This window comes from Paramicrobacterium agarici, assembly GCF_002563955.1.
Classification (GTDB): Bacteria; Actinomycetota; Actinomycetes; order Actinomycetales; family Microbacteriaceae; genus Paramicrobacterium; species Paramicrobacterium agarici.
Window position 1 is genome coordinate 60,155 of the sequence record NZ_PDJE01000001.1, and the last position, 25,134, is coordinate 85,288.

The 25,134-nt window shown below is 64.4% G+C and carries 24 protein-coding genes, 1 tRNA gene and 1 pseudogene; 8 read left to right on the top strand and 18 right to left on the bottom strand.

Annotated elements, in window-relative coordinates; all coding sequences use genetic code 11:
• The 3 genes and pseudogenes from ATJ78_RS15825 to ATJ78_RS00275 all read right to left on the bottom strand — a co-directional run bounded on the left by ATJ78_RS15825 (position 1) and on the right by ATJ78_RS00275 (position 2,234).
• On the bottom strand, positions 1-159 hold the full coding sequence (locus ATJ78_RS15825; protein WP_156088580.1) for a hypothetical protein: 159 nt from the start codon (positions 157-159) through the stop codon (positions 1-3).
• 457 nt (positions 160-616) lie between these two features.
• A pseudogene (locus ATJ78_RS00270) lies at positions 617-1,726 on the bottom strand (NCS2 family permease); the annotation flags it as partial.
• A gap of 10 nt (positions 1,727-1,736) precedes the next feature.
• A complete protein-coding gene (locus ATJ78_RS00275) occupies positions 1,737-2,234 on the bottom strand; it encodes a nucleoside deaminase (RefSeq protein WP_098405781.1) in 498 nt (165 codons plus the stop codon).
• A gap of 249 nt (positions 2,235-2,483) precedes the next feature.
• On the opposite strand from ATJ78_RS00275, the gene moaA reads away from it, so the two are divergent.
• Positions 2,484-3,605: a GTP 3',8-cyclase MoaA gene (gene moaA, locus ATJ78_RS00280; RefSeq protein ID WP_098409109.1), complete on the top strand. Its 1,122-nt coding sequence runs from the start codon at positions 2,484-2,486 to the stop codon at positions 3,603-3,605.
• Positions 3,606-3,622: 17 nt separating this feature from the next.
• On the opposite strand, the gene ATJ78_RS00285 is transcribed toward moaA, so the two are convergent.
• From ATJ78_RS00285 to ATJ78_RS00295, 3 genes are all read right to left on the bottom strand, one after another.
• On the bottom strand, positions 3,623-5,122 hold the full coding sequence (locus ATJ78_RS00285; protein ID WP_098405782.1) for a nucleobase:cation symporter-2 family protein: 1,500 nt from the start codon (positions 5,120-5,122) through the stop codon (positions 3,623-3,625).
• A 126-nt stretch (positions 5,123-5,248) separates the two neighbouring features.
• Positions 5,249-6,715: a sensor histidine kinase gene (locus tag ATJ78_RS00290; RefSeq protein WP_098405783.1), complete on the bottom strand. Its 1,467-nt coding sequence runs from the start codon at positions 6,713-6,715 to the stop codon at positions 5,249-5,251.
• A 1-nt stretch (position 6,716) separates the two neighbouring features.
• On the bottom strand, positions 6,717-7,460 hold the full coding sequence (locus tag ATJ78_RS00295; RefSeq protein WP_098405784.1) for a response regulator transcription factor: 744 nt from the start codon (positions 7,458-7,460) through the stop codon (positions 6,717-6,719).
• A 246-nt stretch (positions 7,461-7,706) separates the two neighbouring features.
• Here ATJ78_RS00295 and ATJ78_RS00300 point away from each other — a divergent pair, with 246 nt between their 5' ends.
• Entirely contained in the window at positions 7,707-9,365 is a 1,659-nt protein-coding gene (locus ATJ78_RS00300; protein WP_098405785.1) for an MDR family MFS transporter, read from the top strand.
• A 10-nt stretch (positions 9,366-9,375) separates the two neighbouring features.
• Positions 9,376-9,867: a MarR family winged helix-turn-helix transcriptional regulator gene (locus ATJ78_RS16170; protein WP_281253349.1), complete on the top strand. Its 492-nt coding sequence runs from the start codon at positions 9,376-9,378 to the stop codon at positions 9,865-9,867.
• Here ATJ78_RS16170 and ATJ78_RS15830 read toward each other — a convergent pair.
• From ATJ78_RS15830 to ATJ78_RS00335, 5 genes are all read right to left on the bottom strand, one after another.
• Positions 9,818-10,756, bottom strand: a complete 939-nt coding sequence (locus tag ATJ78_RS15830) for a Pr6Pr family membrane protein (RefSeq protein WP_156088581.1) — start codon at positions 10,754-10,756, stop codon at positions 9,818-9,820. The two genes, ATJ78_RS16170 and ATJ78_RS15830, sit on opposite strands and share 50 nt — an antisense overlap.
• Before the next feature lie 66 nt (positions 10,757-10,822).
• Complete coding sequence (locus tag ATJ78_RS00320) at positions 10,823-11,839, bottom strand: sugar phosphate isomerase/epimerase family protein (RefSeq protein WP_098405788.1); 1,017 nt, start codon at positions 11,837-11,839, stop codon at positions 10,823-10,825.
• A 13-nt stretch (positions 11,840-11,852) separates the two neighbouring features.
• Positions 11,853-12,929, bottom strand: coding sequence for a Gfo/Idh/MocA family protein (locus ATJ78_RS00325; RefSeq protein ID WP_098409111.1), 1,077 nt, complete (start codon positions 12,927-12,929; stop codon positions 11,853-11,855).
• A complete protein-coding gene (locus ATJ78_RS00330) occupies positions 12,926-14,023 on the bottom strand; it encodes a Gfo/Idh/MocA family protein (protein ID WP_098405789.1) in 1,098 nt (365 codons plus the stop codon). Before ATJ78_RS00330 ends, ATJ78_RS00325 begins: the two co-directional genes overlap by 4 nt.
• Positions 14,020-14,772, bottom strand: coding sequence for a sugar phosphate isomerase/epimerase family protein (locus tag ATJ78_RS00335; RefSeq protein WP_245836147.1), 753 nt, complete (start codon positions 14,770-14,772; stop codon positions 14,020-14,022). The genes ATJ78_RS00330 and ATJ78_RS00335 overlap by 4 nt, the downstream gene beginning before the upstream one ends.
• A gap of 120 nt (positions 14,773-14,892) precedes the next feature.
• Here ATJ78_RS00335 and ATJ78_RS00340 point away from each other — a divergent pair, with 120 nt between their 5' ends.
• The 4 genes from ATJ78_RS00340 to ATJ78_RS00355 all read left to right on the top strand — a co-directional run bounded on the left by ATJ78_RS00340 (position 14,893) and on the right by ATJ78_RS00355 (position 18,857).
• The gene (locus tag ATJ78_RS00340; RefSeq protein WP_098405791.1) at positions 14,893-16,077 is read left to right on the top strand and encodes an ROK family transcriptional regulator; all 1,185 of its coding nucleotides are present in this window, start codon (positions 14,893-14,895) and stop codon (positions 16,075-16,077) included.
• Positions 16,078-16,159: 82 nt separating this feature from the next.
• Entirely contained in the window at positions 16,160-17,182 is a 1,023-nt protein-coding gene (locus tag ATJ78_RS00345; protein ID WP_098405792.1) for a diaminopimelate dehydrogenase, read from the top strand.
• 67 nt (positions 17,183-17,249) lie between these two features.
• Complete coding sequence (locus ATJ78_RS00350) at positions 17,250-17,840, top strand: YqaJ viral recombinase family protein (RefSeq protein WP_098405793.1); 591 nt, start codon at positions 17,250-17,252, stop codon at positions 17,838-17,840.
• Positions 17,841-17,870: 30 nt separating this feature from the next.
• Positions 17,871-18,857, top strand: a complete 987-nt coding sequence (locus tag ATJ78_RS00355; protein ID WP_245836148.1) for an NADP-dependent oxidoreductase — start codon at positions 17,871-17,873, stop codon at positions 18,855-18,857.
• Here the strand turns inward: ATJ78_RS00355 and ATJ78_RS00360 are convergent.
• The 7 genes from ATJ78_RS00360 to ATJ78_RS00390 form a co-directional block, all read right to left on the bottom strand.
• Entirely contained in the window at positions 18,854-19,387 is a 534-nt protein-coding gene (locus ATJ78_RS00360; protein ID WP_211288400.1) for a GNAT family N-acetyltransferase, read from the bottom strand. The genes ATJ78_RS00355 and ATJ78_RS00360 overlap by 4 nt on opposite strands.
• 95 nt (positions 19,388-19,482) lie before the next feature.
• Positions 19,483-20,172 carry a 50S ribosomal protein L1 gene (rplA, locus tag ATJ78_RS00365; protein ID WP_098405794.1) on the bottom strand — a complete coding sequence of 230 codons (690 nt, stop codon included), beginning with the start codon at positions 20,170-20,172 and terminating at the stop codon, positions 19,483-19,485.
• Between the two features lie 71 nt (positions 20,173-20,243).
• The gene (gene rplK / locus ATJ78_RS00370) at positions 20,244-20,672 is read right to left on the bottom strand and encodes a 50S ribosomal protein L11 (protein ID WP_098405795.1); all 429 of its coding nucleotides are present in this window, start codon (positions 20,670-20,672) and stop codon (positions 20,244-20,246) included.
• Positions 20,673-20,787: 115 nt separating this feature from the next.
• A complete protein-coding gene (gene nusG, locus ATJ78_RS00375; RefSeq protein WP_098405796.1) occupies positions 20,788-21,654 on the bottom strand; it encodes a transcription termination/antitermination protein NusG in 867 nt (288 codons plus the stop codon).
• A 73-nt stretch (positions 21,655-21,727) separates the two neighbouring features.
• Positions 21,728-22,003 carry a preprotein translocase subunit SecE gene (gene secE / locus ATJ78_RS00380; protein ID WP_098405797.1) on the bottom strand — a complete coding sequence of 92 codons (276 nt, stop codon included), beginning with the start codon at positions 22,001-22,003 and terminating at the stop codon, positions 21,728-21,730.
• A 42-nt stretch (positions 22,004-22,045) separates the two neighbouring features.
• A tRNA-Trp gene (locus ATJ78_RS00385) sits at positions 22,046-22,118 on the bottom strand.
• A 108-nt stretch (positions 22,119-22,226) separates the two neighbouring features.
• Positions 22,227-23,135 (bottom strand): PhzF family phenazine biosynthesis protein, encoded by a 909-nt coding sequence (locus ATJ78_RS00390; RefSeq protein ID WP_098405798.1) that lies wholly within the window; start codon positions 23,133-23,135, stop codon positions 22,227-22,229.
• A 270-nt stretch (positions 23,136-23,405) separates the two neighbouring features.
• On the opposite strand from ATJ78_RS00390, the gene ATJ78_RS00395 reads away from it, so the two are divergent.
• Entirely contained in the window at positions 23,406-24,977 is a 1,572-nt protein-coding gene (locus tag ATJ78_RS00395) for an HNH endonuclease signature motif containing protein (RefSeq protein ID WP_098405799.1), read from the top strand.
• The last annotated feature ends 157 nt before the right edge of the window (positions 24,978-25,134 follow it).

Genomic DNA, 25,134 nt, shown 5'->3' on the forward strand with positions numbered 1-25,134 from the left:
TCACGGAAGTGACTCGGCCACTGTTTCGACATCGCTCTTGGCTGTGCCGACGACGGCCCATGCACCGGACTGGCGCACGATCGAGGTGCCGATCGGCACGACGGTAAGCTGCTGATCGCGAATGGGTTCGTCGGCGGCGAGCTTTACGATGTACACCATCCGGTCGTCGCTCGCCGCACACGTCCTCAACTCGACGACAGCCTCGCTGGATGGCACCGTGTCGACGCATCGATAGTCGAGAGATTCAGCTGCTGACCCGAGCCGATCAGCGATCTCCGGGTCCGTGGCGAAACTGCAGCCGACTACGGCGAGGAGCACGAACGCGCACGACACGCCGACGGATCCCACTCGCCTCTGAGGTCTGAATGAGGTCATGAGAATTCGGGCGAAGCTGAGAGGTGGAACGAAAAATCTGTCTCTGCTGATGCTGCTGAAACGGCTCGGATGTCCCCTTTCCCACGTACCGCGTAGTTAAGATCCGATCGCCGGTGCTCGAATTCGGTATCAGAATACAGCCCATCGCCTATCCGCTTAAGACCGGCTTCAGACGCTGCGTCTCCCAATAAGCCGTCCACGTTATCCGGAACCAGAACGTATTGGCGGTTTACGCGCACTTCCCCGTGCGCGCGCCCTCGCCGACGCCCGCCGCCGAATCGACGAACACGGTGTTCGATGAGCCCGAAACCATGCCGCCGGCGATCGCACCCGTGCCCTCGACGATGAATGCCGCGCGAAGACGCGGGAACGTGCCGTCCTTGTGCGCGAGGCCCGCTTGCTTGGCGAGGCCGCTCATTGCGCCCATCGCGTCGAAGAAGTTCGTGAACACGAGGGTGAACACGAGCATCGTGGCCGCGAGAGCGCCGATGCGGCCGAATGAGCCGAAGAGGTCGAAGTTGCCGACGAGCGAGAAGTCCGGAATCGACACGATCTGGCTCGGCAGGGCCGGAACGTTGAGATGCCATCCGCCCTCGGCGCCCGGCTGGATGGTGAAGATCGCCTGAGCGATGATCGCCAGCACAGTGGAGACGATCATGCCGATGAGGATGCCGCCGGGGACCTTTCGGGCAACAAGGATGCCGATGAGCAGCAGCGCAATCACGAAGATCGCGGTGGGCACCGTCGTGAGGCTTCCGCCCTCGCCGAGCTGCACGGGGACGCCGTTTCCCGCCGTGACGAACCCCGAGTCGATGAACCCGATGAAGGCGATGAACAGGCCGATGCCGACCGTGATCGCCGCCTTGAGCTCTTTCGGGATGGCATGGAAGATCGCCGTTCGTGCTCCCGTGGCTCCGAGGATGACGATCACAATGCCGTTGAGAATGACCAGGCCCATAGCCTCCGGCCACGTCACGTCGTGGATGACGGAGACGGCGAGGAACGAATTGATCCCGAGACCTGCTGCGAGGCCGAACGGAAGATTTGCGACGACGCCGAAGAGCAGGGTGATCACCCCAGCCGTGAGACCCGTGACGGCCCCGACCTGAGCGGCGGGAAGCCACCCGCCCGCGACATCGGTTGCCGCCGCGTCAGCCGACTGCCCGCCCAGAATCAGGGGGTTGAGAATGACGATGTAGGCCATCGTGACGAACGTGACGATTCCGCCGCGCACCTCGCGGGCAAGAGTCGAACCGCGCTCGGTGATCTGAAAGAAGCGGTCGAGCGGCGAGCGCGGCGTCGGGTTCGAACCGTCGCCGTGTGCACGGGTCGTTGATCGTGTCTGAGTCATGTGCTTCTCCTCAGTACTCGATGCGCGACGTCGTATTGCCCCACTCGATGAAGGGCGCGGTCCTGATCGCGTCTTCGAGCGCGATCACCGAGACGGGGAGCATGCCCTGTCGCACGGAGGGGTCGTCGAAGAAGCGGTAGAACGTGGCGTCGTCGAATCCGGCTGCCGCCGCATCGTCGCGATTCGCCGCAAAGACAATGCGATCGAGACGTGCCCAGAGCGCCGAGGCCAGGCACATGGGGCACGGCTCGCAGCTCGTGTACAGCACAGCTCCGCTGAGGTCGAATGTTCCCGTTCCGGTGCAGGCCGCTCTGATCGCCGATACCTCGGCGTGCGCTGTCGGATCGAGATTCGCTGTCACGCGATTGACGCCCTCGAACTCCTGGCCGTCAGCCGTGACGACGAGGGCGCCGAAAGGCCCGCCCTGCGTGCGAACATTCTCAGTGGCAATGTCGATGGCGCGAGCGAGGTACTTCTCGTCGGCGCGCGTCGTGGTTTGAACGGTCATCGTCGTCCGTCACCTTCCTGATAGGGAAACCGGACGACGCGGGTGTGAAAATGGCTCAACATCGACCGGAACAGTGAATTGTGTTGAATCGCATTTGTCACGGTAATCATCATCGACGAGCGTGCTGCGGTCGCGATCGAATCTAGCAGGAACACAAGCCCCCTGTCGATACTTTTGAAAGTTTATTTTTGAATAGTGGAATTAAGAATGATCCGCGGTGTTACTGTGGGAGCCACACCGGAGGTGACCGTGACGAAGAGGACCGTGCCTGACGAGGCGCGATCTGGCGCGCGTTCCACGCCCGTGTCTCTGCCGATGCCGGCGCTTCGGGCGCCAGCATCCGGACCTCAATTCGAGGTTGACCGGCGCGGCCGTCACCTTCGCGATCTGCGCATTTCGGTGACCGACCGCTGCAACTTCCGCTGCGTGTACTGCATGCCGAAAGAGATCTTTGGCCGGGACTACGCGTTTCTCGAGCGAGACGAGCTACTCACGTTCGAGGAGATCGCGCGCCTCGCGCGCGCGGCTGCGCGCGGAGGAGTGCAGAAGATCCGCCTCACGGGTGGCGAGCCGCTGCTGCGACGAGGAATCGAGACGCTCATTGCGATGCTCGCCGAGATCAGGACACCGCAGGGCGCACCGCTCGATATCGCGCTCACGACGAACGGATCGGCACTCGCCGTCAAAGCAGAGGCCCTGAAGGCTGCTGGCCTCGACCGCGTGACGGTGTCGATCGACTCCCTTGACGAGCAGACGTTCCAGAGCATGAACGATGTGGCGTTTCCACTCGCGCGCGTTCTCGACGGCCTTGAGGCTGCGCATCAGGCCGGCCTCGGTCCGATCAAGGTGAACATGGTCGTGAAGAAGGGCCTCAACGACCACGACATCGTGCCGATGGCCCGGTACTTCAAGAACACGCCGTATGTGCTGCGCTTCATCGAGTACATGGACGTCGGCTCGACAAACGGGTGGAGGCTCGACGACGTCGTGACCGCCGATGAGATCATCACGCGCATCTCCGCTGAGATGCCTCTCGAACCGCTTGACCCCAGCGCCTCAGGGGAGACGGCATCACGATGGGGATACCGCGACGGCATCGGTGAGATCGGCGTGATCGCATCGGTGACGAAGGCGTTCTGCTCGACGTGCACGCGGGCGCGCATCTCGACGGAGGGGCAGCTTTTCACGTGCCTGTTCGCGGACGCCGGCTACGACCTCAGGGCGCTTCTGCGTGCGCACTGCACCGATGACGAGCTCGACGGAGCATTGCGGGGCATCTGGTCGAACCGTGCCGACAACTACTCGGAGCAGCGTTCAAACCTGACCCCCGGCACTCGGCGCAAGATCGAGATGTCGTACATCGGCGGTTGAGTGCCCAGCGGGTCGCGCTAGGAGCGTTCATCCTCGTCATCGAGCGCCCTCACCGTCTGCACTTCGATGCCCTGCGTGTCGAGCAGGCGGCCATCGACAACATGATCACCGTCTTCGAGCGCCTCAAGCAACTCTTCGGGCACGCGACGAGCAGGCGCGGACGCAAAGACACTCCCCTCGCTCGTCGATCTCCGGCCGATGTGATTGAACACGACGTTGAGCAGCACAGCCATCACGGTCGCCGACGAGATTCCCGACTGGAAGATCACCTGGAACCAGCTCGGGAAATCCGCGTAGATTCCGGGCTGCACGAGCGGAAGCATGCCGAATGACAGCGAGATGCCCACGATGATCAGATTGAGGTTGTTCTTGTAGTCGACCTTCGACAACGTGTTGATGCCGCTCGCGGCGACCGTGCCGAAGAGGGCGATACCGACACCGCCGAGCACGGGCGTGGGAATCGCGGCGACGACGCGGCCGAGCACGGGCAGCACGCCGAGCACCACGAGCACGATGCCGCCGGCAGCCACGACGAAGCGGCTCGACACCTTCGTGATCGCCACAAGCCCGACATTCTGCGCGAACGCGCTCTGCGTAAACGAGTTGAACACAGGCGAGACGGCGCTCGAGATCATATCGGCGCGCAGCCCGGCAGCAATCCGCTTCTGGCTCACCTTCGTCTTGACGACCTCGCCGACCGCGAGGATGTCGGCTGTCGTCTCGGTGAAGGTGACGAGGATCACGATGAGCATGGAGATGATCGCCGCGATGTCGAACGTCGGAAGTCCGAAGGCGAACGGCGTCGGCACGGCGAAGATCGGCCCCGTGAGCACGTCAGAGAAATCGGCCATGCCGAGCAGAGCGGCGATGACGGTTGACAGCGCCAGAGAGAGAAGAATGGACAGCCGAGAGATTGCGGGAGGCCCGAACTTGGACAGAAGCACGATGAGGGCTAGCGACAGCGCCGCAAGTCCGATGTTGGGCAGGGAACCGTAGTCACTCGCCGTCGCGTCGGCTCCCATCGCCCATCCACCGGCGACGGGAAGAAGCGAGAGGCCGATAGCCGTGATGACGACGCCGGTGACGACCGGAGGGAAGAACCTGACGATCATTGCGAAGAACGGCGCAAGAACGAGGCCGATGACAGACGAGGCGATCACTGCGCCGAAGACTCGCGGGAGCCCTCCCCCGCCGTCGAGGATCGCCATCATCGTCGCGACACCCGAGAATGACACCCCCTGCACGAGCGGAAGCTGCGACCCGAAGAACGGCAGACCGATGGTCTGCAGGATCGTGGCGAGACCGCCGATGAACAGGCAACAGGTGATGAGCAGACCGACCTCTGCCGTCGAGAGACCAGCGGCTTGCCCGATCACGAGGGGCGGCGCGATGATTCCGCCGTACATCGTCAGTACATGCTGAACACCATAGGCGAGCGTCGGCCACGCCTTCAGACGCTGGTCTTCGGGCCTTCGAGGAGCGTCTGTCGTCGCCGTGCGTGAACGAGACCGGCTCATAACGCTGACTCCCTTGTCCGCGATTGTCCAAACATTTTCATTTAGCGAAATTAGTTTTTCATTATCTGATGTCGAGTGAATCAGCGTCCTCGCACCCTGTCAAGTGCGTTATCCGCCACCACCCTGTCATACGGCAGAAGACGGCATGAGCGGCAGCGTGATCCGGAAGACCGTGTGCCCCGGCTCGCTCGTGACGCTCGACTCGCCGCCGTGCGCCGTCACGACGCCTTGAACGATAGCGAGCCCGAGGCCCGTGCTGCCTGTCGAGCGTGCTCGCGACGAATCGCCGCGGACGAAGCGCTCGAAGACCGCGTCAACCATGTCGGGGTCGATTCCGGGGCCGTCATCGGAGATCGTGATCTCGGCGACGCTCGTGCCATCGTGCTCGTGGACGGCGAGCGCCGTCTCCACGACTGTTCCAGCGGGCGTGTGCACGCGCGCGTTCGACAGCAGATTCATGACCACTTGAAACAGCCGACCGTGGTCACCGCTGACCATGACCGGATGCTCCGGAGCATCCACGAGCCATTCATGATCACCCGCTGCTGCACGCGCGTCGGACACGGCGTCGTGAACGAGTTCCGTAACGTCGACGGGCGCGTCGTCGAGCTGCCGCCCCTCGTCAAGTCGCGCGAGCAGAAGTAGGTCTTCGACGATGTCGGTCATGCGCCGGGATTCCGATTCGATGCGGCCGATCGCGTACGCGGCGTCGTCGGGAATGGCTTCGCCGCTCATGCGGGTCAGTTCGGCATACCCGCGGATGGATGCGAGCGGCGTGCGCAGTTCGTGACTGGCGTCGGAGACGAAGCGACGCACCTTGTCTTCGCTGCGCTGACGCGCCTGCAGCGCGTTCGACACGTGTTCGAGCATGCGGTTGATCGCCAGACCGACGCGACCGACCTCCGTCTGCGTGTCGGTGTCGTCGTCGGGAACCCGAACGGCGAGCGCGACATCTCCGCGGTCGAGCGTCATTGTCGACACGGTCGTCGCGGCGGCCGTGACGCGCTCCAGCGGCCGAAGAGTCAGGCGCACGAGGCCGTATGCCCCCACCCCCGAAAGCACGAGCGCGCCCAGTGCGACGATCGCCACAACGAGCACAAGCTCAGAGATCGTCGCCTCGATCTCGTACAGGGGGAGACCGACGATGATGTCGATCCTGTGGTTGAGCGGCACCGCCACCACACGGTAATTGCCGAGACTCGAGCCGAGATAGACGCTCTCCGGGCGCTGCCCGACGTCTTCGCTCTGCAATTGCTCCAACTGCGTGCTGCTCAGAAGCGGACTGTCGAGCTTCTGGTCGAGATACGCGCCGATGACGACCGACCCGTCGATGCGGACAGCACCGAGCGTTCCAATCGACTGGCCTTGCGAGCCGATGAAGTCCGGACTCGAATCGGACTCTGGCGTCGAAGGGCCCACTGCAGCGGCCGAACGAGAGGCTGCCTCGACAAGCTGCCTGTCGATGCGGTTCAGCAGGATCGACTGCAGGCTGAAGACGCTGACGAGCCCGATCACCAGGGCGGACAGCGAGATGAACGCGACAGTTGCCAAGACAAGGCTGCGGCGAAGCGGCCGCTGCTTGTGACGTCCCACGTCACACGGCCTTCAGCATGTAACCCGCTCCTCGCACCGTGTGGATCATCGGCTCGCGCCCCGCGTCGATCTTCTTGCGAAGATACGAGATGTACAGCTCGACGACACTCGCCTTGCCATCGAATTCATAGCTCCACACTCGGTCGAGAATCTGCGGTTTGCTCAGAACGCGCCTCGGATTGCGCATGAGATACCGCAGTAGTTCGAACTCCGTCGCGGTCAGCTCGATGGGCTCACCGCCGCGCGTCACCTCGTAGCTGTCTTCGTCGATCACGAGGTCACCGACCGTAATGATCGAGTCCGACGCTAGTGAGGATTGTGCTGTTCGCCTGATGAGTCCGCGCAGGCGCGCAACGACTTCTTCGAGGCTGAACGGCTTCGTGACGTAGTCATCACCGCCGGCCGTGAGACCGGCGATTCGGTCGTCGAGAGCATCCTTCGCCGTCAGAAAGAGCACGGGAACATCGTCTCCGTCAGCGCGCAGCCTGTGCAGCACGGACATTCCGTCGAGATCGGGAAGCATGATGTCGAGAACGACAACGTCGGGCCGGAACTCGCGTGCGCGTGCCAGCGCTTCGTGCCCGGTCGCCGCTGTCTGAACGTCCCAGCCCTCGTAACGCAGGGCCATCTTGATCAGATCTGTGAGACTCGCCTCATCGTCGACGGCGAGCACGCGAATCGGAGTGCCATCCGCGCGCGTCAGCTTTGTCGTCACCGGGTCTGCAGCTGCGGGATACATGCTCATGCCTCCAGTATCCGCGTTCACCTATGAGACGTCTATGAACGAGCATCATGCGCGCCGAACGTGTGCGCGAGAGCAACGGGGAACGCTCCTGGGAGTTCGCCGCGAGTACAGCATCCGACCCGAAAAATAGTTGAACAAGGTCAACCATCTGACGTATTGTTGACGAATACAACGATCTAGCCCCTGGAGCATTACCGCGTGACAACCTCTTCGACCTCCGTCTCCCCTGCCTCACCGCCCGCCAAGATGACGCACCGTGAGGTGCTGCAGGCGCTCTCCGGCCTGCTGACCGGCATGTTCGTGTCGATCCTTGCCGGAACCGTCGTGAGCAGCTCGCTTCCGATCATCATCGCGGACCTCGGCGGGAGCCAGGCATCGTTCACGTGGGTCGTGACCGCGACGCTTCTGGCCACGACGGTGTCGACGCCCATCTGGGGAAAGCTCGCGGACATTCTCAACCGCAAGCTGCTCATTCAGATCGCGCTCGTGATCTTCGTGTCGGCATCTGCCGCCGCGGGGTTCTCGCAGGACCCGGGGACGCTCATCACCTTCCGCGTCTTCCAGGGACTCGGCGCCGGCGGTCTCACGTCGCTCAGCCAAATCATCATGGCCGACATTCTGAGCCCTCGTGAACGCGGAAAGTACATGGGCCTGTTCGGCGCCGTCATGGGAGTCGGAACCGTCGGCGGTCCGCTCGTCGGCGGATTTCTGACCGACGGCATCGACTGGCGCTGGAACTTCTTCGTCGGCGTTCCGTTCGCGATCGTCGCGCTCATTCTGCTGCAGAAGACTCTCCACCTGCCGCGCCGCCCGCACACGCGCGTCAGCATCGACTACCTCGGAACCGTGCTTTTGGCGGCGGGCGTCTCTCTGCTGCTCATCTGGGTGAGTCTCGCCGGCACCGAGTTCGACTGGTGGAGCACCGAAACCGTCCTTATGGTCGGCGGATCTCTCGTGATCATCGCCGCCTTCATGATCGTGGAGTTCAAGGCGAAGAACCCGATCATTCCCCTGACGCTGTTCAAGAACCGCACATTCACTCTCGCCGTCGTCGGCAGCATTTCGGTCGGTGTGGCGATGTTCGGCACGTCGGTGTTCCTCAGCCAGTACATGCAGCTCGCTCGCGGGGCCAGCGCGACGGAGTCGGGTCTCATGACGATTCCCATGATCGGTGGGATGCTGGTCTCGTCGACCATCATCGGCGCGGTCATCACGCGAACCGGAATCTGGAAGCGGTACATGGTCACGGGGTCGATCATGCTAACGGTCGGCATGTTCCTCATGAGCACGATTCGCTATGACACCAACTTCGCGCTCGTCTCCGCGTACATGGTGCTGCTCGGCGCCGGCGTCGGAATGGTGATGCAGAACATGGTGCTCGTCGTGCAGAACGCCGTCGACCCGGCGGAACTCGGTGTCGCGAGCTCGGGGGTCGCCTTCTTCCGCAGCCTCGGCGGGACCGTGGGCATCTCGGCACTCGGTGCCGTGCTCGGCTCTCAGGCCACAGACCTCCTCGCTGAGCGCAAGGATGACCTGATGGCCGCGATCGCAAAGCTCGGAGAGAAGGGAGCGGCCGTTGCGGAGCAGCTCTCCGGAGGCCAGCTTCCCGCCATGAAGGAGCTGCCCGAGAGTGTTCGTGTCATCATCGAGTCCGTCTACGGTCAGGCCGTCGCCGATATCTTCCTCGTGGCGGCTCCGCTTGCGCTCGTGACGATCATTGCCGTCGCGTTCCTGCCGAACCTCTCACTGAGCGACAAGACCAACCATGAGCGCCTCGCCGAGACGCCCGCCGACCAAGCGGGTGTGGAAGTCGCGCAGCTCGCCGAGGCGAGTGTTGCCGCAGAGCCGCGAACGTCACCGATCGGCGTCGTTCACGATCGGCGCGACGACGGGCTCGATCGCTAGGATGTTGGCCATGGCCGACGAGCACAGTGCCCGCCTCGCTGATCACGACACCGCGATCAGCGAGGTCGAGCAGGAGTTCGCCGCAATGTATACCCAAGTGCGCCACGTGCTCACGAGGCGAGCCGCCGCCGTGCATCCGGAGCTCACGGTGTTCGGCTACAAGCTGCTGCGCGAGCTGAGCGCAGACGAAGACCAGCAGCAGGGCGTGCTCGCCGACCGTCTGTTTGCTGACAAGGGAGCGATCAGCCGCATCGTGCGCCAGCTTGAAGGCCTCGGTCTGGTGACACGTGTGCCTGACCCGTCCGATCGGCGCGCTCAGCTCGTGCGCCTGACCGACACGGCACGCGAGAGCCTCGATTCAGTGCTGGCCGACAACCGTTCGGTGCTGCGCTCACGGCTGTCACTGTGGGAGATCGATGACATCCACCGTCTGCGCGACCTTCTCAGCAAAGTCAACGAGACGGTGACCGAGCGGGAACAGGTGCACCGCGACGAGCGTTGACCCTGCTATGGACATTGTGTTGTACACGTCGGCGTTCTGCGCTCCGTGTGCGGCCGCGCGGAGGGCCGTGGCCGATGTTGAGCGGCTCGTGCCCGGAATCACCTCGGCCGAACGGGACGTCGTCGCCAACGAGGCGCAGGCCGAGGCCGACAGCATCCGTTCGACGCCGACTCTGCTGCTGCGCTCGCCCAGCGGGCGCGAGGTGTTCCGTGCCGAGGGCGCGCCTCGCACTGATCAGCTGCTGACGGCCGTGGCGCTGTACCGCGACGAACCATGATGGCCGCGGGCGGCTGACTGCGACAGCCAGAACGGCGCAGGCGCAGATAATGCCCACCGCAACAAGCACGTAGCCGACGACCGCAGCCAGTCCTCCGGCGTTTCTCGGATCGAGGAAGTCGTACGGGTACCAGCCCACAAGCTCGCCGCGCACCATGGTGTAGCCGAGCCAGACGCTCGGAACGGCGAGAACCGTGAGGATGCTGCGCCAGCGCACCGTTCGCCGGTGCGGACTCACCGCCCACCAGACCGCCATCGAGAGCGGACCGGCGACGTGCAACACCTCGTTGGCCCAGCTGTCCGGTGCCGTCGAGACGGGCCGCAGCGAGATGTTGTACACGGCGAAGGTCGTCATCGTGTACGCGATCGATGCGACCACGAGCTGGCCGTACCACTCCGGGTCCTCCTCCGCGCGCACCGCAATGACCGCCCCGACACCGAGTGTGGCTGCCGCGACAACGTTCGAGAGCGTCGTGAAGTAACTCACATAATCGATGAGGTTCTCGAGCACGCTCACCTCAAGCAGACCCGCCGTGCGCACGAGTTCGTACCCGAGCGCTAAAACGATGGGGAGCGCAATCGCGGCGCGGACGGCACCTTCGCGCGTACGCATGCGCCAATGCTATGCGGCTGGGCTCATACGCGAAAGTCCCCGTCGAGGGGGTCTTTTGCGCCTGGCTTACTGATTGCTGAACGCGGCATCGAACGACGCCTCTGGCTGCTTCCACAGCAGAGAGCGAATGTAGCCGACGGCCTCCTTCGCTCCGTGCAGGCGATCCATTCCAGCATCCTCCCACTCGATCGAGATGGGGCCGCTGTAGCCGATCGCGTTCAGCGCCCGAAATGCATCTTCCCACGGCACGTCGCCGTGACCGGTCGAGACGAAGTCCCATCCGCGGCGCGGATCGCCCCAGGGAAGGTGCGATCCGAGCACGCCGGCGCGCCCCTGAGCAGGCCGCATGCGCGTGTCCTTGCAATCGACGTGGTAGATGCGGTCGCGAAACTCCCAGATGAAGCCGACCGGGTCGATCTGCTGCCACATCATGTGGCTCGGGTCCCAGTTGAACCCGAATGCCTCGCGGTGGTCGATCGCCTCGAGAGTGCGAACGCTCGTCCAGTAGTCGTACGCGATCTCTGACGGGTGCACCTCGTGAGCGAAGCGCACGCCCTCGGCATCGAACACATCGAGAATGGGGTTCCAGCGATTCGCGAAGTCCTCGTATCCCTCGTCGACGACGGATGCTGGAACAGGAGGGAACTGCGCCACGTACGGCCAGATCTTCGACCCGGTGAACCCGACGACAACATCGACGCCGAGCTTGCGAGCAACGCGTGCTGAGCGCTTCATGTCTTCGGCGGCGCGCTGCCTCACGCCCTCGGGGTCTCCGTCGCCCCACGTGGACGGACGCACGATCGCCTTGTGGCGAAAATCGATCGGGTCGTCGCACACGGCCTGACCCGTGAGGTGGTTCGAGATCGCGAACACGCGCAGCCCGTAGCGGTCGAGAATCTCGAGCCGGCTCTTCAGGTAGGCATCGTCGGCGTCGGCTCGCTCAAGGTCGAGGTGGTCGCCCGACGCGGCGATCTCGAGGCCATCGTAGCCCCATGAGCTCGCCAGCCGCGCCACCTCCTCGAACGGAAGATCTGCCCACTGCCCCGTGAACAAGGTGACCGGGTGCGTCGATTCGTGTGTCATTGTCTCTCTCCTTTTACAGCCCGGGTACGTCGACCCACGCGCCCATCTCGGCGGCGTCCATGACCGCGTCCGTGAGCTGCACGGCGCGCAGTCCATCAGCAAAGCGGGGCAGCCCGTCGGGAGCTGCACCGCCGACCGCCGCATACGTGTCTGCGACGAATGCGTTGAAGGCGTCCTGGTAGCCCTGCGGGTGGCCTGCGGGAACCGTGCAGAGCCGCGCAGCATCCGGAGCAAGCTGGTCGGCGTCACGCGGAACGGCAAGGCTTCCCGCCCGCCGCCCGACCCACAGCGTCTCGGGATGCTCTTGCTCGAAGCCGATGCTCTCGGAGCTGCCCGCGATCTCGATGGTCAGGGCGTTCTTGCGGCCCGGAGCCGTCTGGGAGACGAGAAGCGTGCCGATGGCGCCGCCCGTGGTCTCGAGCACGACGGCCGCGGCATCTTCCGTCGTGATGTCGCTGTGCTGCGCGCGATCACCGAAGAACGTGCGTGCTGTCGAGGCCACCCGCGCCACGCGGTCGCCCGTGACGAACTCGATCAGGTCGATGAGGTGCGAGCCGATGTCGGCGAACGCCCGAGAACGGCCGCCCGCTGCGGCATCCACCCGCCAGTTGTCGTCTGTCGACTCGAGCATCCAGTCCTGCAGGTACGAGCCGCGAATGGTCAGCACACGCCCCGCCTCTCCCGAGGCGATGCGGGCACGCGCGTGCCGCACGAGCGGATGAAAGCGATAGACGAATGGCACGGTGGCCGTCAGACCGGATGCTGCCTGCACAAGACGATCCGCGTCGGCGACGGTCGTCGCAAGCGGCTTCTCACAGACGACAGGCAGACCCGCTTCGAGTACGGCGAGCGCTTGGGGCGCGTGCAGCGCGTTCGGCGTGCAGACGTGCACGACGTCCACGCTGTCGAGGAGATCGTCGAGCGAGTCGAAGCCGCGAGCAATTCCCAGCTCACCCGCGACCTGCTGCGAGCGCGCGGGAGACGAGGCGACGATCCCGACCAGCTCAGCACCTGCCGCGCGCGCGGCACGCGAATGAACGGCGGCCATGAAACCGCCGCCGACGACTCCGACGCGGAGCGCAGCGCTCATCGGGAGATCACCGCCTGACGCGGGTCCCACCCTTCGGGAAGCGCCGGCTGCACCTCGACAGTGCTCTCAACCGATACGGGAACGCCCGATTCTGCTGCCTCGATGGTCGAGACCATGATGTCGAGAACGTGAAATGCCTGCTCTCCCGATGCGCGCTCTGGACGGTTCTCGCGAATCGCCTGCGCGAGCTCGGCCACGCCCGTGCCTCGCGACGTTGTCGCTCCACTCGAGGCGACGGTCTCGACCTCGTCGGTTCCCCTGTGCACGATCAAGTCGCCCTCGAACGTGTTCGGATCGGGAACGACAAGCGTTCCGTCGACGCCCGCCACTTCGAATTGCGTGCGACCGAGCTTCGAATCAAAGCTGAAGATGCTCTGCGCGGTCTGCCCGCTCTCGAACTCGTACATGGCGGCGACGTGCGTCGGAACGGTGACGTCGAAGCTCTCTCCCGCGCGCGGTCCAGAGCCGATAATCCGCGTGGCGCGCGACTTTGATGCTGTCGCGGTGACCCGCTTGACCGGCCCGAACAGCTGAACGAGCGTCGTGAGGTAGTACGGGCCGATGTCGAACAGGGGCCCTGCACCCTCCTGGAACAGAAAGTCGGGGTTCGGGTGCCATGACTCGGGACCAGGGCTCTGCATGAGCGTAAGTGCGGTGAGGGGTGCGCCGATTTCGCCCGACTCGATCATGCGCCTTGCTGACTGAATTCCCGCGCCGAGGATGGTGTCTGGCGCTGTCGCCACACGCTTTCCGGCCGCGTGTGCGGCGTCCAGCAGCATCCTGCCCGATTCTCGATCGAGTGCGAACGGCTTCTCGCTCCACACGTGCTTGCCCGCCGCAATCGCCTGAAGGGCAACGTCGACGTGCACAGCCGGAATCGTGAGGTTGACGACGATCTCGATGTCATCGTCGGCGAGAAGCTCGTCGACGGTGCCGGATGCCGCGATGCCGAACTTCTGCGCCTGAGCGGCTGCACGCTCGGTATCGAGGTCAGCGATGAACCGCACATCGAGATCGGGGAACGTCGTGAGGTTCTCGAGGTACTGCGTGCTGATCACGCCGGCGCCGATGACGCCGACTCCGACCCGGCTCACGCGTCGGCTCCCGTCTCGAGCGAGCGCAGATAGTCGAGGCTCTCGACGACGGCGTCAAAGCGGTCAGTGCGCGAGTCGTCGAGTTCGATGACGCGCAGCGCGTTCGGTGCTGCGGCGAGAATCGCGGGAATATCGAGCGAACCCTGCCCGACGGGAACCTGGTCTTTGGCCTCGGCCGTCGCGGGGCCGTCCTTGACGTGGATCGCGACGACGCGATCGCCCAGCGTGGCGAGCAGATTAACCGGGTCGGCGCCGCCGACGGCCACCCAGTACGTGTCGACCTCGAGAACGACAGCGGGGTCGAGAAGCCCGGCAAAGTACTCGAGTGCGGTGACGCCGTCGATCGTGTTCTCGATCTCGTGGGCGTGGTTGTGGTAGCCGACTGTGATGCCGTGCTGAGCTGCCACGGTCGCGGCCTCGTTGAGCCGGCGAGCCGTGTCGGCCACGTCTTCGGCGGTCGTCCACTTCTCGGGCGCGACGAACGGGTCGATGACGGTGGAGATGCCAATGGATGCTGCGGCGCGCGCCACCTCCTCAATGCTGCCGTCCGCGATGAAGCCCTGGTGCGTTGTCGGGGCGGCGAGGCCGTTGTCTGTGAGGCCAGCGGCGAGCTCGGGGAACGTCGTGAACGCGAACGGCTCGACGCGATCGAAGCCGGCGTCGGCGAGCCGACGGAGTGTGCCCGGGAGATCCTGAGCGGTTGCCTCTCTCACGGTGTAGAGCTGCACTGATGTTGCGGACGAAGTCACGTTTCTCCTCAATGAGCGGTGGCGGTCATGCCTGTCGTTCTATTCAATTCGCACTTCTAACAACTGTCAAGCAGAAGTTATACGTCGATTGCCAATAGAGACGTATGGTTTACTCAAAACATGGTCAATGTCACGGGACGCGCGTCGACGCGAGCCACTTCGACGGGCGACCTGCTGCAGATTCTGCGTGACCGCGTTCCACGCACGAAGGCCGAGATCGCCGCGCTCACGGGGCTCTCTCGATCGACCGTCGCCACGCGCGTCGACGCGCTTCTCGCGCTCGGCCTCGTCGCCCCCGCCGGGGAAGCCGCCTCGTCGGGAGGGCGACCGCCCTCGCGCATCGCTTTCGCTCCCGCGTCCCGTGTCGTCATCGGCATCGACATCGGCGCAACGCACGGCGTCGTCGCAATCGCCGACCTTGCCGGCAGCATCCTCGCCGAACGCTCTGCGCAGCTCAGGATCGCCGACGGACCCGAGACGGTGCTCGACTGGGCGACAACAGAGGCGCTCAGCCTGCTGAAGCACACGGGCCACCGCGAAACAGACCTTCTCGGCATCGGCGTTGGGCTTCCCGGTCCCGTCGAGCATTCAACGGGACTGCCCGTGAACCCGCCGATCATGCCCGGCTGGGACCGGTTCGACGTTCCCGCATACATTCGGCGCAGCATCCGTGTCGACGTGCTCGTCGACAACGACGTGAACATTCTCGCCCTCGGCGAGCACGCGATGTCGTGGCCCGACTCCGACGAGCTCATCTTCGTGAAAGTGTCGACGGGAGTCGGCGCGGGCATCATCATGGGTGGCGAGCTCCAACGCGGAGCTCGAGGGTCTGCGGGCGATCTTGGGCACGTGCGCCTTCCCGTCTCTGACAGCGCGTCCTCGCCCGACCTTGAGGACATCGCCGGCGGCCCGGCGATCGCGGCGCGCATTGGCGGGTCGACGAGCGCAGACGTCGTTGCGGCCGTTCGCGCCGGACGTCCCGAGGCCTTCGAGGCGGTGCGTCAGGCGGGCCGAGACGTCGGCGAGGTTCTCTCGGGCGTCGTCAATCTGCTCAATCCCTCCGTCGTCGTGGTCGGCGGCAGCATCGCGCGCGCGGGTGAGCACCTGATCGCGGGCGTGCGCGAGGTCGTATACAGGCGGTCGATCCCGCTTGCCACGCAGGATCTCTCCATCGTCACCTCCCGCGGCGGTGAGTCTGCGGGGGCTCTCGGTGCCGCCATCATGGTCATCAACTCTGCCCTTGCGCCCGAGAACGTCGATGCGCTGCTCCGCGCGTCAACTCCCGTGCCGCACGAGGGCCGCTGAGCTATCGCCGTCACGGCACGACGCCGCGCTGCGCTCTGCCGTACGCTGAAGTGACCAGCAACAGCACCGACTTCGGAGAAGAGTGAACACAACGCCCGGCGCCGCATCGCCCGCCTCTGCATCAACGCCGATTCGCGTCGGAATCGTCGGATACGGCAATCTCGGCCGCGGCGTCGAAGCCGCAATCGCGAAGAACGCCGACATGAGCCTCGCCGGAATCTTCACGAGAAGACCGAGCGCGAGCATTACGCCGATCGACCCGTCAGCATCCGTCTTCACCATCGACGCGCTCACCGAGCACGAAAACGACATCGATGTGCTGATTCTCTGCGGCGGCTCGAAAACAGATCTTCCGGTGCAGGGCCCAGAGCTCGCGGCGCGGTTCAACACCGTCGACAGCTTCGACACGCACGCGCGCATTCCCGAATACTTCGAGACGGTGGATGCTGCCGCTCGACGCGCGCAGACGACGGCACTGATCTCGACGGGCTGGGACCCCGGCATGTTCTCACTGAACCGCTTGTTCGGCGAGGCCCTGCTGCCCGACGGCGACACGTACACGTTCTGGGGGCGCGGGCTCAGCCAGGGTCACTCAGACGCGGTGCGACGCGTCGACGGGGTCGCGGATGCTGTGCAGTACACGCTGCCCTCGCAGAAGGCGGTCGACGCCGTGCGCAGCGGCACGCGGCCCGTGCTGACGACGCGTCAGAAGCACACGCGCGAGTGCTTCGTGGTGCTCGAGGAGGGCGCAGACGCCGACGCCGTGCGCGAGGCTATCGTGGCGATGCCGCACTACTTCGCCGACTACGACACGACAGTCACCTTCATCACGGCAGATGAGCTGGCACGCGACCACTCCGCGATGCCGCACGGGGGTTTCGTCTTGCGCAGCGGCCTCACGGGTCAGGATCACGCGCAGATCATCGAGTACAGCCTTGCGCTCGAGAGCAATCCCGAGTTCACGGCAAGCGTTCTGGTTGCCTACGCGCGGGCCGTGCACCGGTTGAGCCAGCAGAACCAGCACGGCGCATTTACTGTTCTCGACGTTCCGCCGGGACTGCTCTCCCCCAAATCACCGGCCCAGCTGCGCGCAGAGCTGCTGTAGCGGCGACGAAAGCGCGACGCGCGGCAGGGTGTCAGCAGCATCCGCCGGGTGGGGAGAGAATAGACACGTGCACTCCCGTCTCACCAGCCGCATCATCGCTGATTCAAGCGATCGCGTCGGCTGGCTCCGGGCGCGTTCTCGAGGCATCACGGCTACAGATGTCGCGAAGCTCTCGACGCCGCACTCCATTCAGGTGGCCGCGACCGCGAAGCTGCACGGCACCGGTTTCACGGGCAATGTCTACACCGAGCACGGACGGCGACGCGAGCCCGAGATCGCCGCGTGGGTTGCAGCGACTCACGGCATCGAACCGTCGTCCGCGCTGTTCCGTGCCGAGGTCGAGCACCGGCATCTCGCCACTCCGGACGGCGTCGCCGCGACACCCGACGAACGTGTCGTTCTCGCCGAGATCAAGACGACGACGAAACCGTGGCGCTCGATTCCTCGCCACTACCTTCGCCAGGTGTGGTGGCAGCAGTACGTACTGGGCGCCGAGCGCACGCTCGTGGTCTGGGAACAGCATGACAATTTTGTTCCCGTCGGCGATGAGCCACTGTGCCAGTGGGTCGACCGTGACGAAGCGCAGATCACCCGGCTCATCTCTCTCGCCAACCAGCTCATCGACGAATTGCATCACCGCACCTCCCGCTCCGCGTGACATGCGCGTCGCCTGTGGCAGACTGCGGGTATGACCGAGAGCGCACCCGTCCCCGAGTCCATGACCGCGATCGTCATCGATGAGCCGGGTCCGGCAACGGCCCTCCACGTGGCGACTGTTCCCGTCCCGCCCACCTACATCGGTGAGGTCCTCGTGAACGTTGCGGCGGCAAGCGTCAATCCCATCGACACGAAGATCCGCTCGGGTGTGAGCCCGACGTCGAAGGCGCTCGACTATCCCGCCGTTCTGGGTCACGACTTCAGCGGAACCATTGCGCGGGCGCCCTACGAGGCGCATCCGCTCAGCGACGGCACCGAGGTGTACGGCATGACGCGTCTTCCCCGGTATTCGGGCAGCCACGCCGAGTATGTCTCCGCGCCCACGCTGTGCGTCGCTCCCAAGCCGCAGACGCTCTCCCACGTTGAGGCTGCCTCTGTTCCGCTCGCGGCTCTCACGGCATGGGGCGCTGTCGTCGACGTCGCGCGCGCCCACCACGGACAGCGCATCCTCATCCACGCAGGCGCGGGAGGTGTCGGCCAGTTCGCCGTGCAGTTCGCGCGTTTCTTCGGCGCAGAAGTCATCTCGACAGCATCCGAAGACAATCTCGAATTCGTGCGCTCGCTCGGGGCGTCCACCGTCATCGACTACAGGGCAACGCGCTTCGACGACGAGCTCTCCGACGTCGACGTCGTCATCGATCTCATCGGCAACGTCTCGGACGACACCGGTTCGCGCTCGCTGCGGGTGCTGCGCAATGGCGGCCTCTACGTCAACGTTCCGACCGGCTCGTTCCCCACCATGGCAGACGAAGCGGATTCCGCGGGAGTCCGCGCAACGCGGTTCACGCTCACGCCCAGCGGGGAGGTGCTCGCGAAGATCACGCGGCTGATCGATCAGGGAGAGGTGCGCGTGCACATCGACAAGACGTTTGACCTTGCGGATGCTGCTGACGCGCACGCCGCCGTCGAGACCGGACACACGCGGGGCAAGGTCGTGCTCACGCTCGCCACGTCCTAGTCCCGCAGCACGCTCTGCATCACGAAATCGTCGCACCACCGGGCACCGACTTTGAATCGCCGTGTGCCGACGACGGTGAAGCCCGACTTCTCATAGAAGCGCACGGCTCGCGCATTGAGCTGATTCACTCCGAGCCAAACACCGCGTGCGCCGTGCCCGACGGCTGTTTCGAGAGTTGCGCGCATGAGCGTGCCCGCCTGGCCGGAGCCGTGCGATCTCGAGCGCACGTACACTTTATTGAGCTCGACGGCCGGTCGCGCTGTCACGGCTTCGTCGACGAGTGGATCGCTCGGAGGCGCATCGATCAGCAGCGTGTAGCCGGCGATCATCCCGGCGTCCTCGACCACAAGCAGCATTCGAGTGGGATCGCTCAGATGGGCTTCGAACCGCGCCGGCGAGAGGTTGTCACGGCAGAACGCTTCGATGTCGGTCTGCGCCATGTCCGGTGGGCACGCGAGCCCGAACGTCTCGACAGCGAGGGTCGAGATGTTCTCTGCGTCATTGAGCGTTGCCCGCCGAACAGCCGTCACGGTCGCTAGCCTACCGGCGATCGGTGCAATGGACCACGATGCATGCAGAGACCCCCTACCGCTGAGCAGCAGGGGGTCTCTTCGCGTCAGGTGAATCAGATCACGTTGACGTCAAGCGGGATGCCGGGGCCGAACGTTGTCGACACGGCACCCTTCTGAATGTAGCGGCCCTTCGAGCTTGTCGGCTTGAGGCGCACGACCTCTTCGAGAGCGGTGTTGATGTTGTCGCTCAGCTGCTCGGCCGTGAAGCTGGCCTTGCCGATGACGAAGTGAACGTTGGCGTGCTTGTCGACGCGGAAGGCGATCTTTCCGCCCTTGATGTCGCTCACGGCCTTCGCGACGTCAGGGGTCACGGTTCCGGTCTTGGGGTTCGGCATGAGGCCGCGAGGACCGAGTACCTTACCGAGACGACCGACCTTGCCCATGAGCTCCGGCGTCGATACGGCGACGTCGAAATCGGTGTAGCCGTCGGCAACCTTCTGAATGAGCTCGTCGCCGCCGACCTCGTCTGCGCCTGCCTCGATGGCCGCCTCAGCGGCAGCACCGGTTGCGAAGACGATGACGCGGGCGGTCTTGCCCGTACCGTGAGGAAGAATGACGGTACCGCGAACCATCTGGTCCGCCTTACGCGGGTCGACGCTGAGCTTCAGTGCGACCTCGACCGTCGAGTTGAACTTCGACGAACCGGTCTCCTTTGCGAGGGCGACAGCCTCGTTCGGGGTGTAGTGCTTTCCAGCCTCGATCTTCTCGGCTGCGGCCCTGTAGGCCTTTGACTTCTGTGCCATGTTTTTCTCCTGTTGAGAATGTGGTCATCTGCGCCTGGCCGGCGCTGCCACTGATGTCTGGGGAACGAGTGTTACTCGACGGTGATGCCCATGGAACGAGCGGTGCCGGCGACGATCTTCTTCGCGGCGTCGATGTCGTTCGCGTTGAGGTCCGCCATCTTCTGCTCGGCGATCTCTTTCACCTGGTCCTGGGTCAGCTTGCCGACCTTGGTGGTGTGGGGAACTCCGGAGCCCTTCTTGACTCCCGCAGCCTTCTTGATGAGCTCGGCTGCCGGCGGGGTCTTGAGAATGAACGTGAACGAGCGGTCCTCGTAGACGGTGATCTCGACCGGCACGACGTTTCCGCGCTGCGACTCCGTCGCTGCGTTGTACGCCTTGCAGAACTCCATGATGTTGACGCCGTGCTGACCCAGCGCCGGACCGATCGGCGGGGCGGGGTTGGCGGCGCCGGCGTTGATCTGAAGCTTGATCAGACCAGTAACCTTCTTCTTCGGTGCCATGTTTCTTCCTTCTTCTGGTTATCGAACTCCGCCGGACGTGGCGGATGCTCTCCCGACGGCCCTGGCCGGGCCGCGGTAATCCGGTCGGGTGCCGCAAAGCTCCCCGACCGAGGTTCTAAAGCTTGGTGACCTGGTCGAAGCTGAGCTCGACCGGAGTCTCGCGCTCGAAGAGCGAGACGAGCACGGTGAGCTTGCCGCTCTCGGGCTTGATTTCGCTGATCGTGCCGGGCAGACCCGCGAACGAGCCTTCCTTGATGGTGATGGTCTCGCCGACCTCGAAATCGACCTCTGCGGGAATCGGGCGGGCCTGTGCTTTCGCGCCACCCGAGCTTGTCGACTTTGCCGGAGCGGTCTCCTTGACCTCGACGAGGCTCTTGAGCATGTTGAATGCCTCTTCGAAGCGCAACGGCACCGGGTTATGCGCGTTGCCGACGAAGCCGGTGACGCCTGGCGTGTGGCGCACGACGGACCAGCTGTCTTCATTGAGGTCCATGCGCACGAGCACGTAACCCGGAACGCGCACGCGAGTCACCATCTTGCGCTGGCCGTTCTTGATCTCCACCACGTCTTCCATGGGGACCTCGACCTGGTAGATGTAGTCCTCGACTTCGAGCGTTCCCTTGCGCTGCTCGATGTTCGCCTTCACACGGCGCTCGAACCCGGCATACGAGTGGATGACGTACCACTTACCCGGCATCATGCGAAGTTCCGTGCGGAACGCCTGGTACGGGTCGACCTCGGCCTCTTCGGTTTCGTCGGCGGCCTCGGCGTCCGAGTCCTCCGACGTCTGTCCGAGAGCGTCGAGCGCAGCATCGAGGGAGCCCTCGACGTCGCCGTCTTCGACGTGCAGCGCGCGGTTCTCGGCGGGCTCGACGGCCTGCTCGTTTCCGGCGAGGACGTTGCCCTCTTGGGCTTCGTCGACCTCTGACGACTGCTCAGCCGCGGTTGCCCAGTCGACGTCGTCTCGGTTTCTCTCTGACACTGAATTCATTCCATTTCTTGTCGTGCGGCGGTCCCGCAACGGTGTGGCACGGGCGCCGTATGAGGTGACTCGATCAGACCCCGGGGCTTCCGAAGGTCAGGATGACGAGCCAGCTGAAGAGTTGGTCGAGTCCGAACACGAGAGCCATCATGACGATCACGAAGACCAGCACGACGGCGGTGTAGCTCCAGAGCTCCTTCTTCGTCGGAGTGACGACCTTCTTGAGCTCATTGATGACCTGCTTCAGGAACAAAATGATCCCGGCAAAGGGTCCACGCTTTTCAGCGCGGTCCTTCTTCGCTGCAGCGACGACATCCTCGCTGGGTGTGTCGATTACTTTTCGGGCCAACGTGTTACACCTTTCGTGTGCCGATGTTCACGCATCGACGCGCAGGGCGGACAGGACTCGAACCTGCAACCTGCGGTTTTGGAGACCGCTGCTCTACCAATTGAGCCACCGCCCTATGAGTGGGGTTGCACCTACTCTAGGGGTGAAATCTGCACAGCACCACTGAACCTCGTGCACCCAGGTGGATGCTGAAATAGGCACAGAAAAGCTTGGCAGACTTCAACTACCTCGCATAAGTGTACGCGACGACGCAGGCATCTCCAAGCTGAGCGATGTGCATCCGGCAGGCGGCTCTCAGTTCCCCGAGATGAACGTTTCCGCTGATGATTGTCGAACTGGATCCGCCGACCCAGATGCCGGTGTCGTCTGATGTGATCGAGACGCGACCAGAACGCCCGATGGCGGCCCCCTGACGAGCGGTGTATGCCGGGGGCAGAATTCCCTCGCGCGTGAGCCAAACGGCGAATCCCGCGTTGAGGCTCCCGGTGACGGGATCCTCGTCGATGCCGAAACCCGGGGCGAAGGCGCGAACTTCGACGTCGCCCGACCCATCGGAGTGACGACCGAGGACTCCTACCTTCAGAGCATCCATGCGCGCGAAGTCGGGCTGGAGCGCCAAGACCATTTCAGCGTCGTCGAGCATGATGCCAAGCCATCCCGGTCCGTTGTCGATCCATTCCGCGCGACGCACCTGCTCAACGTCGATGCCGAGCGCCGCTGCAGCCGTGTTCAGCGTCGACGAATCGATCGGGCCTGAGCGCACGAGTTCGGGCGCGCGAAAGGCGAGCCCCGTCGGCTCGCGCCGCAGGGTGACGAGCCCGACCACGCAGTCCTGCACGAGCACGTCGCCGTCAGGCACTCCCCCTGCCTCGATCCACGCGTGCGCGCTGCCCAGCGTGGGATGCCCGGCGAACGGAAGCTCGCGTGTGGGCGTGAAGATGCGCACCCTGTAATGTGCTCGGTCGTCGCGCGGGGCAAGCAGAAAGGCCGTCTCCGACAGATTGGTCCAGCGGGCGAAGGCCGCCATGTCGGCATCCGTCCACGCGTCGGCGTCATGCACGACGGCGAGAGGATTGCCAGTGAATGGACCGTTCGAAAAGACATCGACCTGTGAGAATGCGAACTTCGGCATCTCCCCATTCTGCGGGCCAGTATCCCAGAGCCTCGCGAGACAGCCCGATCACGGCACGAGCGTTTCGATTTCTCGCCGCTCCGCATCCTCCGCCACCGACGACACTCTGGCGAACCGGTGGTGAGAATCCGGGCGAGCGCCGCGCTGCACTTCTTTCCGCACGCGCCACTCTCTGTCCACAACCAGCCGACTCTCGCAGTTGTCCACAATGGTGTCGTGACCGGGTCTTCTGGTGAGGTCAGTGTCGGTGGTCGCTGGAAGACTGTTGGCATGGAAAACACGGCAGCAGCACCCGGGTTCGAGTCCGAGATGGGGTCGGATGCTGTCGCTGTGCGTGCCGCGGAGAATGCACTCGCCGCAGCTGCTGAACTCACCGACATCGACCCCGCCGCCCTCTCATCTGATTCCCTTCTGGAGTTCACGGGTCTGCTGGGCAATATCTGCCGTCTGGTCGAGGGTCGTCAGGTCGGCAACGTCGGCGATATTGCTCGGCGTTCGGACACGGATGCCGGGTTTGATGGTCTTGCTGCTCGTCATGGGGCGTCGTCTGCGGCAGCCTTGTTTGAGAAGATCACCGGGGCGAAGAACTCGACCGCGTACCGATATACGAGACTCGCCACTCATACGACACCAAGAGTCTCCGACACCGGGCTGCCCCTTGCTCCGGTGTTCGCGCAGACCGCTCAAGCGCTTGCGGAAGGCACGATCGGTCTGGATGCTGCCGAAGCGATCACCGCGACACTCGCACCCGTGCTGCCGCGTGCGGTGCCGGAGCAGATGGACAGGGCCGAAGCGACCTTGCTGGGCAACGCGACCGGCGCGAACGGGGAGGCACCCGTGTCAGCGGATAACCTCCGTCAGCAGGCGAGAGCGTTCTGCGCCGTTCTCGACCCCGACGGTGTCGAACCGTCCGCGGAGGAACTGCATGAGGCGCGGAAGCTGGTGTTTCGGCATCAAGACGACGGGACCCTGAAGATCACGGGCACCCTGTCCCCGGAACAGGCGGCACAGGTGACACCCGTGTTTGACGCCTACATGTCCAAGAGAACGTCGCCGACGTTTATGCAGGCTGAAGAGCTTGCTGACAACGAGGAAGCGCCGGAGGAGCGGTCGAAACCGCAAGAACGCGCCGACGTGTTCACGGCGATCATCGGCGGCACCGGGAAACAGAAGACCGCACCCAAACTCCACGGCCGAGGCCCGACCGTGCTCGTCACCGTGGATGAACGCAACCTCGACAGCGGAACCGGGGCAGCGTGGTCACCAGGGACACCGGCACCGTTGCCGATGAGCTACGTGAAGCAAATGCAATGCGACGGCGACACCCGGCAGGTCGCGATCAACAGTGATGGCGAAGTGCTCAATCTCGGGACCGCCGAGAGGTTTTTCAGCACGCAGCAGCGTCTAGCGTTGATCGCCAGGGACGCACCCACCTGTGTTGCACCCGACTGTCACATCCCCGCCTGGCTGTGCGAAGCCCACCACATTCAGAGGTGGGAGACCGGCGGCAGAACAGACCTGTCCAACGGCATCCTCGTCTGTTGGTTTCACCACAGACTGCTCGAACGCGGAGAATGGGCCATCACCCGCGACAACAACGGCCGACCACGCGTGGTCCCGCCCGGCTGGTATGTCAACCGGAGATACCTGGGACAACGCAGAGCGCCCGGAGACGGTACGACTGCGGCAGAACCACGCACGAGTGCGGCCGGACCACAGACGAGTGCGCCCCGGCGCGGGACCAACGCGACGAGACCGAGGACGAGTGCGCCCGAAGGCACAACCAACAGTGAAAACGGCGGTCCACTCGACGATGCACGAGATACCGGGCCGCGTTCCTGACAACGCGGCGGCCCCGAGACACGATACGCACGAGTGACACCACTCGAAGCGCTGCTCGGAGTGCCCAGGCCCCATGAATTTGAGGTCCGCCGTGCGACGACACTCGATTTATGGGGCGGCAGCGGCGCAGGAGAAGGCGACAGCGCCACGGGAGCAG

Excerpts from the sequence above, each read along its gene's own strand:
- ATJ78_RS15825 (WP_156088580.1), bottom strand. The coding sequence starts at position 159 with ATGGTGTACATCGTAAAGCTCGCCGCCGACGAACCCATTCGCGATCAG.
- ATJ78_RS00275 (WP_098405781.1), bottom strand. The coding sequence starts at position 2,234 with ATGACCGTTCAAACCACGACGCGCGCCGACGAGAAGTACCTCGCTCGC.
- ATJ78_RS00285 (WP_098405782.1), bottom strand. The coding sequence starts at position 5,122 with ATGAGCCGGTCTCGTTCACGCACGGCGACGACAGACGCTCCTCGAAGG.
- ATJ78_RS00295 (WP_098405784.1), bottom strand. The coding sequence starts at position 7,460 with ATGAGCATGTATCCCGCAGCTGCAGACCCGGTGACGACAAAGCTGACG.
- ATJ78_RS00300 (WP_098405785.1), top strand. The coding sequence starts at position 7,707 with ATGACGCACCGTGAGGTGCTGCAGGCGCTCTCCGGCCTGCTGACCGGC.
- ATJ78_RS16170 (WP_281253349.1), top strand. The coding sequence starts at position 9,376 with ATGGCCGACGAGCACAGTGCCCGCCTCGCTGATCACGACACCGCGATC.
- ATJ78_RS15830 (WP_156088581.1), bottom strand. The coding sequence starts at position 10,756 with ATGCGTACGCGCGAAGGTGCCGTCCGCGCCGCGATTGCGCTCCCCATC.
- ATJ78_RS00320 (WP_098405788.1), bottom strand. The coding sequence starts at position 11,839 with ATGACACACGAATCGACGCACCCGGTCACCTTGTTCACGGGGCAGTGG.
- ATJ78_RS00325 (WP_098409111.1), bottom strand. The coding sequence starts at position 12,929 with ATGAGCGCTGCGCTCCGCGTCGGAGTCGTCGGCGGCGGTTTCATGGCC.
- ATJ78_RS00340 (WP_098405791.1), top strand. The coding sequence starts at position 14,893 with ATGGTCAATGTCACGGGACGCGCGTCGACGCGAGCCACTTCGACGGGC.
- ATJ78_RS00355 (WP_245836148.1), top strand. The coding sequence starts at position 17,871 with ATGACCGAGAGCGCACCCGTCCCCGAGTCCATGACCGCGATCGTCATC.
- rplA (WP_098405794.1), bottom strand. The coding sequence starts at position 20,172 with ATGGCACAGAAGTCAAAGGCCTACAGGGCCGCAGCCGAGAAGATCGAG.
- rplK (WP_098405795.1), bottom strand. The coding sequence starts at position 20,672 with ATGGCACCGAAGAAGAAGGTTACTGGTCTGATCAAGCTTCAGATCAAC.
- ATJ78_RS00390 (WP_098405798.1), bottom strand. The coding sequence starts at position 23,135 with ATGCCGAAGTTCGCATTCTCACAGGTCGATGTCTTTTCGAACGGTCCA.
- ATJ78_RS00395 (WP_098405799.1), top strand. The coding sequence starts at position 23,406 with ATGGAAAACACGGCAGCAGCACCCGGGTTCGAGTCCGAGATGGGGTCG.